We start from the raw sequence: 13,781 nt of genomic DNA on the forward strand, positions 1-13,781 counted from the left end.
TTGCGCAGATAGGGGCGTTAACGGCGCTTGCCACTGTTTTTCCGCCGCTACGGTCCTATAAAGGAGTCATGACGACCCTTCCCCGCTGGCTACAGCGCTTCACCATCCTTCAGTCCGATAATCCGAAAGGCCCCTGGGGCGGCGGTGGTCCGGACAAGGCTGGTTCGGGCGACGGCAATGACGGCGGCCCGCGCAACCCCTGGTCGGTGCCGCCGCAGGGCCGGCCGCGCGGCGCCGCTCCCAGCGCGCTCGACGAGTTTCTGCGCCGTGCCCGCGGCGGCGGTGGTGGCAATGGATCGGGCGGCGGCCGCCCGCGCATCCCGGGCACGCCGAACGGCAGGACCCTGTGGACGATCGGCATCGGCCTGGTCGTGCTCGCCTGGCTGGTCTTCACCAGCTTCCACGCGATCGGCCCGCAGCAGCGCGGCGTCGTCACCTATCTCGGCCGTTATGCCGGCACGATCGAGCCGGGCATCCGCCTCACCCCGCCGGCGCCTTTCGCCAGCGTGACCAAGGTCGACGTGCGCAAGATCAACACGGAAACCTTCCCGGCCGAAGGCGGCGCGGGCGAGAATCTGATGTTGACCGGCGACCAGAACATCGTCGACCTCAATTATTCGGTGCGCTGGGACATCAGCAATCCGCAGGATTACGCCTTCCAGATCGCCAATCCGGTCGAGACGGTGCGCGCGACGGCGGAGAGCGCGATGCGCGCCGTGATCGCCACGACCGAGCTCGACGACGCGATCGGCCAGGGCCGCAACGCGATCGAGCTGCGCGTGCAGGACACGATGCAGCAGATCCTCGACAGCTATAATGCCGGCATCCGCATCCAGGGCGTCGCGATCAAGCAGGCCGCCCCGCCGTCGCAGGTGATGGACGATTTCAAATCGGTGTCGGCCGCCCAGCAGGAAGCGCAGGGCATGACCAACCAGGCGCGCGGCTATGCGCAGCAGGTGCTCGCCCACGCCCAGGGCGAAGCCGCCGCGTTCGACAAGGTGTACGAACAGTACAAGCTGGCGCCCGAGGTGACTCGCCGGCGCATGTATTACGAGACGATGGAGCAGGTTCTGGCCAAGACCGACAAGACGATCGTCGAAGCCTCGGGCGTCGTTCCCTATCTGCCGCTGTCGGGCACCGCCCGCCGTTTGCCGGATGCTCCAGCGGCGACCGCGACAACCCCCGCGCCAGTGCAGGGAGGCGGCCAATGAACGCCCTTTTCCGCAACCCGGTCGCGATCGGCATTTCGCTGATGCTGCTGGTGATCCTCGCCGCGAGCACGTTCGCGATCGTGCCCGAGACCAAGCAGGCAGTGATCCTGCGCTTCGAACAGCCGGTCGGCGACGCGATCAACCGCTGGCGCCCGAACGAGAAGTTCGGCAGCACCGGCGCCGGCCTGATCGCGCGCGTGCCCTTTATCGACCGGCTCGTGTGGGTCGACAAGCGTGTGCTCGACGTCGATCTGGAGAATACCCCGGTCATCTCCACTGACCAGCTCCGGCTCGAGGTGGACGCTTATGCCCGTTTCCGGATCGTCGATCCGCTCAAGGCAGTGGTTTCGACCGGCAGTTCGTCCAACACCGAACAGCGCGTGATCGACGCGCTGCAGCCGCTGTTCGGCTCGGCGCTGCGCAACGAGCTCGGCAAGCGTCCGTTCGCGGCGTTGCTCAGCCCGGAACGCGGCCAGGTGATGGACAATATCCAGGCCGGCCTGCAGCGCCTCGCCGGCCAGTATGGCGTTCAGATCGTCGACGTCCGCATCAAGCATGCCGACCTGCCCGACGGCAGCCCGCTCGAAAGCGCGCTCGCCCGGATGCGCACCGCGCGCCAGCAGGAACGCGCCTCGACCATCGCACAGGGCCAGAAGGCGGCGCAGATCATCCGCGCCGAAGCCGACGCCAACGCCGCGCGCATCTATGCCGAGAGCTTCAGCAAGGACCCGGGCTTCTACGACTTCTACCGGGCGATGCAGTCCTATCGGCACACGTTTGGCGCTGACGGCGATCCGACGACCAAGGGCACGACGTCGATGGTCCTGTCGACCGACAATGCCTATCTGAAGGAATTCAAGGGGAGCCGCTGAGTCTGAATCTTCCCCGGAAGCTTTCAGACGGTTCATATTCAATCGCCGTTCAGCAACCATCCGCAAAACGGGCGGTTGTCGCGATACGGCAGACGAGAGGAAACGACCCAAGTGCGCTATGCTTACGCCATTACCGGTGCCCTGCTGCTGAGCGGCGCCGCCGCCGCCATGACATTGGAACCGCCAGCAGGTCAGGTCGCGCAGAACGAACCCGGCACCATCGCCGCCACCGCCCCCAAGGCCGGCGCGCCGATGAGCTTTGCCGACATGGTCGCCACGCTCCAGCCGGCCGTCGTCAACATCTCGACCACGCAGCGCGTGACCGTGCAGCAGACCAATCCGTTTGCCGGCACCCCGTTCGGCGACCTGTTCGGCCAGTTCAACCAGGGTCAGGGTCAGGGCCAGGGCAATAACGGCCAGCCGATCACGCGCGAGGCGCAGTCGCTCGGCTCGGGCTTCATCATTTCGCCCGACGGCTATGTCGTGACCAACAACCATGTGATCGCGGCCGGCGCCAAGGGCGCCACGGTCGAATCGATCAAGGTCACCCTGACTGACCGCAAGGAATATACCGCCAAGCTGATCGGCCGAGATCCCGCGTCGGATCTTGCGTTGCTCAAGATCGAGGCCAAGGGCCTGCCCTTCGTGAAGTTCGGCGATTCGGCCCGCGCCCGTGTCGGCGACTGGGTCGTCGCGATCGGCAATCCGTTCGGCCTGGGCTCGACCGTCACCGCCGGCATCGTCTCGGCGCTGCACCGCGTGACCGGCCAGGGCGGCGCCTATGACCGCTTCATCCAGACCGACGCGTCGATCAACCAGGGCAATTCCGGTGGCCCGATGTTCGATCTCGGCGGCAACGTCATCGGCATCAACTCGCAGATCCTGTCGCCGACCGGCGGCAATGTCGGCATCGGCTTCGCCATTCCGGCGGAGGAAGCCAAGCCGATCATCGACACGCTGATGAAGGGCACCGCGGTCAAGCGCGGCTATCTCGGCGTCGGCATCCAGCCGATCACCGAGGATATCGCCGGTGCGTTCGGCCTCCCCGCCAACCAGGGCGAGATCATCGCGCGGGTCGAGCCGGGCGAAGGCGCCGACAAGGCCGGGCTGAAGCAGGGCGACGTCGTCGTCCGCGTCGGCGGAAAGGATGTCACTCCCGATCAGACGCTCAGCTATCTCGTCGCCAACACGGCGCCAGGCACGCGCGTCCCGCTCGAGATCATCCGCGACGGCAAGCGCCAGACGCTCACCGCGCTGGTCGGCACGCGTCCATCGGAAGAGACGCTTGCCAGCCTGAACGGCGGCGACGACGATGACGGCCTGCCCGAGAGCGGCACGCAAAGCCAGCAGGCCAGCGCGAATGCAATCGGCCTGTCGGTCCAGCCGCTGACCCCGAACATCGCGCGCAGCCTCAGCCTCGATCCGACGGTGCAGGGCCTGGTGATCGTCGATGTCGACCAGTCGAGCGACTCGGCGACCAAGGGCCTGCAGCGCGGCGACGTGATCATCTCGGCGAACCGCGTGCCCACCCGCACCGCCGCCGATCTCGCCGGGGTCATCACTCAGGCGAAGGCGGCCGGCCGCACCTCGATCGCGCTGCTGGTCCAGCGCGGCAAGAATCCCGGCCGCTTCCTGGCGGTCAAGATCAAGTAAGCCTCTTTTCCTCCCCATCGGCGATGGGGAGGAATTTAACGGCCGCACCTTCCGTCCCGCGCTGAATCGCGCAATACCGCCGGCCCAACTCCGGAGGACCTTATGGCGGACGGCACCAGCATCTTCATCGGCAGCAATGCGAACGGGCAGCGCCAGCAGCTCGAGCTAAAGCGCGCCAACCGCCACGGCCTGATCGCGGGCGCCACCGGCACCGGCAAGACCGTCACCATCCAGGGCATCATCGACGGCCTGTCCGCCGCCGGCGTCCCGTGCTTCGTCGCCGATGTGAAGGGCGACCTGTCCGGCCTCGCCATGGCCGGCTCCCCTACCTCCAAGATGCACGAGATCTTCGCCGCCCGCGCGAAGGAGATCGGCTATGACGACTGGCATTACGCCGACAATCCCGTGCAGTTCTGGGACCTGTATGGCGAGCAGGGCCACCCGATCCGCACCACCGTCAGCGAGATGGGCCCGCTCCTCCTGTCGCGCCTGATGGACCTGAACGAAGTGCAGGAAGGCGTGCTGACCATCGCCTTCCATGTCGCCGACAAGGAGGCCATGCTGCTGCTCGACCTGGACGATCTCCAGGCGATGCTGGTCAATTGCGGCGAGCGCGCCGACGAGCTCACCACGACGCTGGGCAATGTCTCCAAGCAGAGCATCGGCACGATCCAGCGCTCGCTGCTCCAGCTGCGCAGCCAGGGCGGCGACAAATTCTTCGGCGAACCGGCGCTGACGATGAGCGATTTCATCGGCGTGGACGACAAGGGCCGCGGCATCGTCAACATCCTCGCCGCCGACAAGCTGATGGCGAGCCCCAAGCTCTACGCCACCTTCCTGCTGTGGCTGATGAGCGAGCTGTTCGAGCATCTCCCCGAGGTCGGCGACCCCGACAAGCCCGTGCTCGCCTTCTTCTTCGACGAAGCGCATTTGCTCTTCGCCGACGCGCCCAAGGCGCTGCTCGAGAAGATCGAGCAGGTCGTGCGCCTGATCCGCTCGAAAGGCGTCGGCGTTTATTTCATCACCCAGAACCCGATCGACATCCCCGATACCGTCGCCGGCCAGCTCGGCAACCGCGTCCAGCACGCGCTGCGCGCCTTCACCCCGCGCGACCAGGCAGCGGTGAAGTCGGCCGCCACCACTTTCCGCGCCAATCCCGGCGTCGATGTCGAAAAGGCGATCACCGAACTGAAGGTCGGCGAAGCCCTGGTCTCGCTGCTCCTGCCCGATGGCGCGCCCGCGCCGGTCGAGCGCACCCTGATCAAGCCGCCGGCCTCGCGCGTCGGCCCGGTCACCCCGGTCGAGCGCGGCGTGATGATCCAGACCGACCCGATCGGGTCGAAATACGACACGCTGATCGACCGCGAATCGGCCGAGGAAATCCTGTCCGCCAAGTCGCAGGAAGCCAGCGCCGCCGCCGCCGAGGCCGCCGCAAAAACGGAAGCGGACAAGGCCGCCGCGCTCCAGGCCAAGGAAGACGCCCGCGCCGCCAAGGAAGCCGAGCGCCAGCGCATCGCCGACCAGCGCGAGGCGGACCGCCAGGCGAAGCTCGCCGCCCAGCAGCAGAAGGAGGCCGAACGCGCCGCCGCCAACTCGCCCTGGAACCGCGCCATCACCTCCGCCACCCGCTCCGCCTCCTCGGCGGTCGGCCGCTCGGTCGCGACCGAAGTGTCGAAGGCCGTGTTCGGCTCGTCGCGCGGCGCGGGCGCCGGCATCGTCGGCGGCCTGGTGCGCGGGATTCTCGGTGGGCTGTTCAAGGGGCGCTGAGGAACCTCCCTTACCCCTGCGCTCCCCGGCGAAGGCCGGGGTCCAGTTGGGAAGGCTCCGGTAAGGAAGCGGGGCCCCTGATTACCAGCGCACCTCACCCCTGCCCCTTCGCCGGGTAAGAAAGATATTGATGCCGTCTCCGACATGCGGAGACGGCACCACAAGGTCACATCAGCTCATCCTGAAGCAGACATGCTTCAGAAGTTGACTCGCACCCCGCCGGAATAGCGCCGGCCGAACCGCTCCCATTCGATCGTCTGGATCGTGCTGGTCGGGCTCGGCGTGCCGGTCGCGGTGAGAAGATTGCCAGGCTCCGAATAGCGGCGGCCCGGCTGGTTGAGCACGTTCGAGACGTCCGCATAGATCTCGAAATTCTTCGTGATCGCGTAGCGCGCCGAGATGTCCATTTCGTCGTCCGCCGCCCAATAGGTGTCGCCGGCATCGGTCAGGTCGTCGGCGATGCCGTCGAGCCAGGCGCTACGGCGCTGATATTGCACGCGCAGCGACAAGCCATATTTCTCGTAATAGGCGCCGACATTGTAGATCAGGTCGGACGTGCCGGGCAGGCGTACCTTGCGCGCCGGGATGGTGCCGATCGCCGGCTTGGTCACTTCGCTGTCATTGGCCGTGAGGTTCGCGGAGATGCCGAAGCCGCCCATCCAGCCGGGCAGGCCGAGATCGCTGGTCCAGGGCTCGATCTGGAGCTGGGCCGCCACCTCCGCGCCGAACACGCGCCCGTCGCCGCCATTGGTGATCCTGGAAAAGTCATAGCCCGAACGAATATTCGCGCCGCTGTCCAACTCGTTTGAGCCGAACTTCCGGGTCTGACGATACAGGACATCCTTGACCTTCTTGTAGAACAGGCCGGCCATCAGATAGCCCTGCGGCCGCACATACCATTCAAAATAGGCGTCAACGCCATAGGCGCGTTCCGGCTTCACGTCGGGGTTGCCGCTCGAAATCGTCTGGTTGGGGTCGCTGATGACGATGTTTGGACGTAGCTGATCATAATCAGCCCGCGCGGCGCCCGAGTTGAACGAGAGACGCAATTTCTTGGTGTCATCGACGTTGAAATTGAAGTGCAGGCTTGGGAAGACCAACGTCTGGCTCGACTCTGCGGTCACCAATCCGCTTGGAGTCGTGCCAACCAGCTTGATCGCTTCACCGCGGTTCTTCAGATGCTCGACGCGGACGCCGCCGAGGACCGAACCCCAGTCATACTTCACCGTGCCCATCACGAAGCCGGCATAGACCTGCTCGCGAACCTTGTAGTTGTTGGCCGTGTTGGGCGCGAAAGTGAAATTGGCGCGGGCGGCCTCGGAAACGGCGCGCATCTTGTCCGTGTCGAAATAATGGAAGCTGTAGCCAAGCGGAATCTTGCCCGCGAAGGGATCGTTCAGCGCGAACTGGTTGAAGTCGTTGGGCAGCCCGACCGTGGCGAACTGCGCCGCCGTGCTGAGCAGGATCTGCTCTTCGTCGGCGGTCTTGGTGCGCTGATCGAACTGGAATCCCGCCTTGAACACGGCGTCGCCGCCGAACAACGCGGTTTCGCGCGAGAGGACCAGCTTGCCGGTATAGGCATCGGTCGTGTCGACCGCATCGAGCACGGTGAAGGACGATGGCGGCTTGGTGAAGCTGTCGATCGCGGTCACTTGCGTGCCGGCCTGATAGCGCGTCGGGCCGCTCAACTGCGTGGTGGTGAACAGCGTCAGGCGCGAGAAATTCGGGTCGCTGAAATCATAGCTGACCGTGGGGCGCAGGGTGCGGGTGCTGGGGCTGTCCCAGGCGATTTCGCCGACGACCGAACGATCGTCCTTCGACTGGGTATAGTTGCCCACCCAGGCGAGGTGCCAGCTGTCGCCGAAATCATGATCGCCGGCGATGGTGTTGGTGAAGATCGACTGGCGGAAGGCGCGCAGGGTCGAGCGCTGGCGGATATCGATGCCGTAGACCGTGCCCTTTTGCGGCGTGTTGCCGATGCAGATATCGGCATAGCCGCTGGTCGTCGGGGTCGTGTTCACCGTCGTCGGGCAGGCGGCGCTGTTCGCGACGAGGTCGCCCTGGCGGTCGTCGAGATCGAAACGGTAATTGTCGCGCGCCTCATCGTCGGTGAAGATCGTGTAGATCGACCGCAGCGAGATGGTGTTGTCGGAATCGGGCTTGTAGTCGACGCGGCCGGACACCGACCAGTTGCGGCGGGTGAGGCGGTACAGCTTGTTCTCCGTCTCATGCGCCCAGAAACGCGTCGCATTGCCGGGCCGCGTATCCTGCGCGACACGCTCGTAATCATTCTCGAAATTGTCGGTGACCATTTCGCGCTGGTAATAGCTGCCCGAGAGCAGCACGCCGACTTCGCCGCCGCCCAGGTTGAAGCGGTCGGACACGACGGCCGACCCTTCATATTGCTTGCGGTTGCCGAGCTCGGCGATGCCGAACCCGGCCTTGCCCGCGAAATGCGCGCCCGAATAGTCGAAGGCGGAGCGGGTGATGACGTTGACATTGCCCGCCACCGTCTCGCCCGGCATTTCCGGGGTCACCGCCTTCGATACCACGATCTGCGACGCGATCGCGGAGGGGATGGAATCGAACCGCGCATCGCGGCCTTCGGGGCTGACGATGTTGATCCCGTCGAACGATAGCGTGGTCCAGTAATTGGGGGCGCCGCGCAGCGAGATGTAACGCGCCTGGCCCTGGTCGCGCTCGACCGCCACGCCGGGCAGGCGTCCGGTCGCCTGGGCGATGTTCTGGTCGGGCAGGCGACCGACGCTGTCGGCCGCGGCGACCGTGACGAGCGATACGGAATTCTTCTGCACCGCGAGCGCGGACGCTTCCGATTCCGCGATCGGGCGGGAGCCGGTGACGACGATATCGTTCGTGTCGTCGGATGCCGGTTCGCCCCGCGCCGGTGCTGCGCCCGGCACATCCTGCGCTGCCGCGACATTGATCGGTGTCAGGAGCGCGGCAAGCGCGCAGCCCCCTAGAAATGTTCCCCTGCGAACCATGACGGACCCCCTTTGTGCTGAATTGACCGGTTATGCGGCGCGTGCGAACGGGCGCCTCGAAGCCGCCGGTAGGAGTCGAACATGACCTGGAAGTGCGATATCCGTTACATTTCAATGACTCTTTTGTTGCTATCTGGTTGCACGGCGACGGAGACGAGCCTGGCCACGCGCATCGCGAACGCCCTTCCCGCAGCGACCGTCCAGGCATCGGGAGAGACCGAAGCGGTCGCCACCGCCAATGCGGACGCGGCCGATGACCCCGCGATCTGGCGCAATGCGGCCACCCCGGCGGCAAGCCTGATCGTCGGCACCGACAAGAAGGCAGGGCTCTATGTCTACGGCCTGGACGGCAAGGTCCGGGACTTCCACGACGCCGGCCGGGTCAACAATGTCGCGCTCGCCGAGCATGATGGCCGGATCATCGTCGCGGCGAGTGACCGCAACGATCCGCTCAACGCGCAGGTCGCGCTGTTCACGCTCGATCCCGTGTCCGCGAAGCTGACCGCGCTCGGGCGTGTCGCGGCCGGCGCGGGCGAGGCGTACGGCATGTGCCTCTATCGCGCGCCCATGGCGCTCTATGCCTTCATGGTCGCGAAGGACGGCACGATCCGCCAGCTCGCGCTCGATGTGACCGGCCCCACGCCAAAGGCAGTGATCGTCCGCACCATGAAGCTCGCCACTCAGTCGGAAGGCTGTGTCGTCGATCCGCGCACCGCGCGGCTCTATGTCGCCGAGGAGGATGTCGGTCTCTGGCGTTTCGACGCGCGCGCCGACGGCCCGGTCGAGCCAGTGAAGATCGCCGCCGCCGATGGTAAACAGATCGTGGCGGATGCCGAAGGCGTGGCGATCGCCCAGGAAGGCGATGGCGGCTATCTCGTCGTCTCCAGCCAGGGCGACAATGCCTATGCCGTCTATCGCCTCGCCGACGATAGCTATGTCGGCCGCTATCGCATCGCGCCGGGCATTTTCGGCGCGACCGAGGAGACTGACGGCGTCGAGATCGCGACCGGCGATTTCGGCCCGGCTTTCCCCGACGGCATCATGATCGCGCAGGACGGGGTCAACCCGCCCCGGGCGCAGAACTTCAAGCTGGTGCGTTGGGGGCAGATCAAGGCGGCCCTGGGCTTGTAGGGTTGGGCTTGTAGGGCTGGGCTTGTAAGCGGCGCTGCCCGAGGCGTAGGCTCACCCTTCGGCAATGCAGCAAAGGACTCGTACGATGGACGCCACTCTCGATCTTCATCAGGATTGGGGCGCCGCGGCCGAGGCCGAGCTGGCCGATGTGGTCGAGCTGCGACGCGCGATCCATGCCGACCCGGAGATCGGGCTGCATTGCGACCGCACCACCGAGAAGCTGAAGGCCGCTCTCGCCGGCCTCCCGCTCGAACTCCGCGACAGCACGAGCACCTCCGGCTTCGTCGCCATCCTGCGCGGCGGCCGCGACAATGGCCGCACCGTGCTGTTGCGCGGCGACATGGATGCGCTGCCGATGCAGGAGGAAACCGGCCTGGCCTTCGCCTCGCAGGTGCCCGGGGCGATGCACGCCTGCGGCCATGACGCGCACAGCGCCATGCTGGTCGGTGCCGCCCGTGCGCTCTGCGCGCGGCGCGACCGGCTGTCGGGCTCGGTGGTCTTCATGTTCCAGCCCGGCGAGGAGGGCTATCACGGCGCCCGTTACATGATGGAGGACGGCCTGCTCGACGAGCCCCGGCCGGAAGCGGCCTTCGCCCTCCACATCATGCCCAACGCGCCGGCCGGTATGTTCTGGAGCCGCCCGGGCGCGCTGCTCGCCTCGACCGATGCGCTCAACATCACCGTCCGCGGCAAGGGCGGCCATGCCGCCATGCCGCATGAGGGGATCGATCCGATCCCCGTCGCCTGCGAGATCGTCACCGCGCTCAGCGCCTTTGTCGCCCGCCACATTCCGGTCAGCGATCCGGCGGTGCTGTCGATCACGCAGATCAACGCCGGCTCCGCCTACAATATCGTGCCCGACGAGGTGAAGATGAAGGGCACCTTGCGCACGCTGTCCAACGCCACCCGCGCCAAGGCGCGCGAGGGCCTTGCCCGCATCGCCGAGCATATCGCGCTCGCTCATGGCTGCACCGCCGAGGTGGTGATCGACGACGGCTATCCCGTCACCATGAACGATCCGCGCGCGCTCGGCCTGATGCGCAGCGTCGCCGAGGAGCTGGGCGGGTCCGACGCCTGGCGCACGATGCAGGCGCCGATCATGGGCGGCGAGGACTTCTCCTATGTCCTGCGCGAAATTCCCGGCTCCATGGCCTTTCTCGGCGTAGCGCCCAAAGGCAGCGATGCCCCGACCAACCCGCCGCTGCACAATACGCGCATGACGATCGAGGAAGAGGTCATGGCGCGCGGTGTGGCGATGCACTGCGCCGTCGCCGAACGATTCCTCGACAATGGGCTCGATTGACTCGCCGGGCCGCTTGCCGCCGAGCTGACCTTCTATTAGCCAAGCCTCACCTTTTGGGGGATTTTCCGATGCGTGCCGTCTTTGCCGCGACCTGCCTGTCGCTCCTGTCCACCAGCGCGCTCGCCCAGACCGCTGCGACGCCCGCTGCCCCACCTGCCGCGACGCAGATCGTCGCGGACGCCGCCGCGCCCAAGGGCAAGCTGTCCGATGCCGCGATACCGAGCGCGTACCGCCTGACCTTCACCATCCTGCCCGATCAACCGACTTTCTCCGGCCATGACGAGATCGACGTCACGGTGAAGGCGGCGACCCGGACGCTCTACCTGCACGGCCGCGATCTCCGCGTGCAGGGCGCTTATGCGACCGTCGGCGGCAAGCAGATCCCGGCGCGCTGGACTCAGGTCGATGCCACGGGCGTCGCCCGGCTCGATTTCGCGAGCGACCTGCCCGCCGGCAAGTCGACCCTCAGCTTCGATTACGACGGCACTTTCGGCGACGGCGCCTCGGGCCTCTATCGCATCAAGGTCGCCGACCAATGGTATAGCTGGACTCAGTTCGAATCGATCGACGCCCGCGCCGCCTTCCCGTCGTTCGACGAGCCCGGCTTCAAGACGCCCTTCACCGTATCGGTCCTCACCGCGGCGGGTAACGAGGTCGTCACCAACACGCGCGAGACCAGGGTCACACCGATCGCGATCGACCCGGACTCCGCCGCGGCGAAGCACGCCCGCGCGACCGGCGCGACCTTGCCCGCCGCCATGGCACGGCATGATTTCGAACCGACCAGGCCGCTCCCGACCTATCTCGTCGCGGTCGTGACTGGTCCGTTCCTGCACGAAAAGGGCGTGGTCCCGCCGACGCCGGAACGCGCCACCCCGCTGCCGCTCGGCGCCGTCGCGACCCGCGCGCATGCCGGCAAGCTCGGCTATGTCATGGCGGAGACGCCGCGCATCGTCAGCCTGCTCGAGAAATATTTCGGCGAGCCCTTTCCCTTCCCCAAGCTCGACCAGATCGCGTCGCCGGTGATGCCGGGCGCGATGGAGAATGCCGGGGCCGACATCTATGGCGACGGCATCATCCTGCTCGATGCGGGCGCGACCACGGGCCAGAAGCAGGATTTCGGCATGATCGTCGCGCACGAGCTGTCGCACCAATGGTTCGGCGATCTCGTCACCCCGGCATGGTGGGACGATATCTGGCTGAACGAGAGCTTCGCCAACTGGATGGGCTATCGCATCGGCAACGAATGGCGGCCCGAGCTCAATATCGGTGTCGGCGCGCTCGATGAAGGCTTCCGCGCGATGAACACCGACGCGCTGGAGGTCGGCCGTCCGATCCACCAGGCCATCACCGAGAACAGCCAGATCGACGGCGCGTTCGACAACATCACCTATGGCAAGGGCGGGCACGTCATCTCGATGATCGCCGCCTATCTCGGCGACGAAAAGTTCCAGGCCGGCGTGCGGCTCCACCTGAAGCGCCACGCCTATGGCAATGCGACCTCGGAGCAATTCTTCCAGTCGCTCGCCGACGGCGCGAAGGACCCGCGCGTGCTGACCGCGATGAAGAGTTTCGTCGATCAGCAGGGCGTGCCGGTCGTGGACATCGCGCACAAGGGCGGCCAGCTGGTCGCGACCCAATCGCGCTACGCGTTCCTCGGCAGCACGCCCAAGCCCGAGCAATGGACCATCCCGCTGTGCGTGCGCGTCGATACGACGAAGAGCTGCACCCTGCTCGACAAGCCCGTCACCACGCTCGCCACCGCCAGTAAGGGCGTGATCATGCCCAATGTCGGCGGCACCGGCTATTATCGCTTCAACCTGGCGGCCGCGGACTGGCACGCGCTGATCGGCACCTTCTCCACCATCGCGCCGGCAGAAGGCCTGGCCGCCAATGACAGCCTCTGGGCCGCGTTCCGTGCCGGCAAGGCCCCGGCCGACTGGCTGATCGCCGCGGCAAGGAACCTGGCCGCCAACCCGGATGCCGGGGTGAGCGTCGACGGTGCCGCGCGCCTCGCCGGGCTCAAGCTGCGCGGCCTGATCCCCCCCGAATCCGACGCTGCCTATCGCCGGCTGATGGCCACGACCTACGCCCCGCATCTCGCCGCGATCGGCTTCGATCCGTCGGCGGGCGCGCACAAGGGTGACAGCCCCGGCAAGCAGCAATTGCGCCAGGGCCTGGTCGGTTATGTCGTGCGCGAAGGCCATGATGCGGCGCTGACCGCGACGCTACAGGCCGCGGCGGAGAAATATCTGGCGGGCGACAAACAGGCGCTCGACCAGGCCTATCTTGCCACGGCGCTGTCCGTGACGGTGTTGAAGGGCGGCGTTCCCGCCGCACGGAAACTGGTCGAGACCGGTCTGGCGAGCGAGGATCCGGTCCTGCGCAGCGCGGCGCTGGGCGCCGCGGCCGCGAGCGGCCGCACCGACGTCGCCGATTATCTGCTCGGCCTCACCGACACGCGGCTGCGCGCCTATGACAAGCTCATCGTGATACAGACCCTCGCCACCACCGAGGGAACGGTCGAGCATGCCGGCGAATGGATCCTCGCCCATTACGACTCGCTGCTCGCCAGCGGCAACGGCGTGTTCATCACCAGCCGCCTGCCCCAGGCGCTGATCTTCCAATGCGGCGCCGATCGCGCCGATCGGATCGAGACGATATTGGGCCCTAAGGTGAAGGCAGCCGGCGCCGGCGTGCTCGACTTCGAGCGCACCGTGGAATCAATCCGCCACTGCGGCGACCTGAAGGCGGCAAAGGGCGCGGAGATCGCGGCGGCGCTGGCCAAATAAGCCATGCCGTCCAGCCTCCTTGTGCTCCCGCGAAGGCGGGAGCCCAGGCT

8 protein-coding genes are annotated in these 13,781 nt (G+C 66.6%); 7 read left to right on the plus strand and 1 reads right to left on the minus strand.

All coding sequences use genetic code 11. The annotated features are described in order from the left end of the window. Positions 1 to 68: 68 nt before the first annotated feature. The 4 genes from hflK to ACZ1I5_RS14850 all read left to right on the plus strand — a co-directional run bounded on the left by hflK (position 69) and on the right by ACZ1I5_RS14850 (position 5,503). A complete protein-coding gene (gene hflK / locus ACZ1I5_RS14835) occupies positions 69 to 1,211 on the plus strand; it encodes a protease modulator HflK (protein ID WP_465170009.1) in 1,143 nt (380 codons plus the stop codon). Then, positions 1,208 to 2,083: a protease modulator HflC gene (gene hflC, locus ACZ1I5_RS14840; protein WP_465170010.1), complete on the plus strand. Its 876-nt coding sequence runs from the start codon at positions 1,208 to 1,210 to the stop codon at positions 2,081 to 2,083. The genes hflK and hflC overlap by 4 nt, the downstream gene beginning before the upstream one ends. Positions 2,084 to 2,194: 111 nt before the next feature. Then, positions 2,195 to 3,736: a Do family serine endopeptidase gene (locus ACZ1I5_RS14845; protein ID WP_465170011.1), complete on the plus strand. Its 1,542-nt coding sequence runs from the start codon at positions 2,195 to 2,197 to the stop codon at positions 3,734 to 3,736. Positions 3,737 to 3,838: 102 nt separating this feature from the next. After that, positions 3,839 to 5,503 (plus strand): helicase HerA-like domain-containing protein, encoded by a 1,665-nt coding sequence (locus ACZ1I5_RS14850; RefSeq protein ID WP_465170012.1) that lies wholly within the window; start codon positions 3,839 to 3,841, stop codon positions 5,501 to 5,503. 197 nt (positions 5,504 to 5,700) lie between these two features. Here ACZ1I5_RS14850 and ACZ1I5_RS14855 read toward each other — a convergent pair whose 3' ends face one another. After that, complete coding sequence (locus ACZ1I5_RS14855) at positions 5,701 to 8,505, minus strand: TonB-dependent receptor (RefSeq protein ID WP_465170013.1); 2,805 nt, start codon at positions 8,503 to 8,505, stop codon at positions 5,701 to 5,703. Between the two features lie 114 nt (positions 8,506 to 8,619). Between ACZ1I5_RS14855 and ACZ1I5_RS14860 the strand changes: the two genes are divergently transcribed. From ACZ1I5_RS14860 to ACZ1I5_RS14870, 3 genes are all read left to right on the plus strand, one after another. Beyond that, positions 8,620 to 9,636, plus strand: a complete 1,017-nt coding sequence (locus ACZ1I5_RS14860) for a phytase (RefSeq protein WP_465170014.1) — start codon at positions 8,620 to 8,622, stop codon at positions 9,634 to 9,636. Between the two features lie 85 nt (positions 9,637 to 9,721). Continuing rightward, positions 9,722 to 10,939 carry a M20 metallopeptidase family protein gene (locus ACZ1I5_RS14865; RefSeq protein WP_465170015.1) on the plus strand — a complete coding sequence of 406 codons (1,218 nt, stop codon included), beginning with the start codon at positions 9,722 to 9,724 and terminating at the stop codon, positions 10,937 to 10,939. A gap of 68 nt (positions 10,940 to 11,007) precedes the next feature. Further along, positions 11,008 to 13,731: a M1 family metallopeptidase gene (locus ACZ1I5_RS14870; RefSeq protein WP_465170016.1), complete on the plus strand. Its 2,724-nt coding sequence runs from the start codon at positions 11,008 to 11,010 to the stop codon at positions 13,729 to 13,731. The last annotated feature ends 50 nt before the right edge of the window (positions 13,732 to 13,781 follow it).

It is taken from the genome of Sphingomonas sp. BL-S-30 (assembly GCF_055521475.1).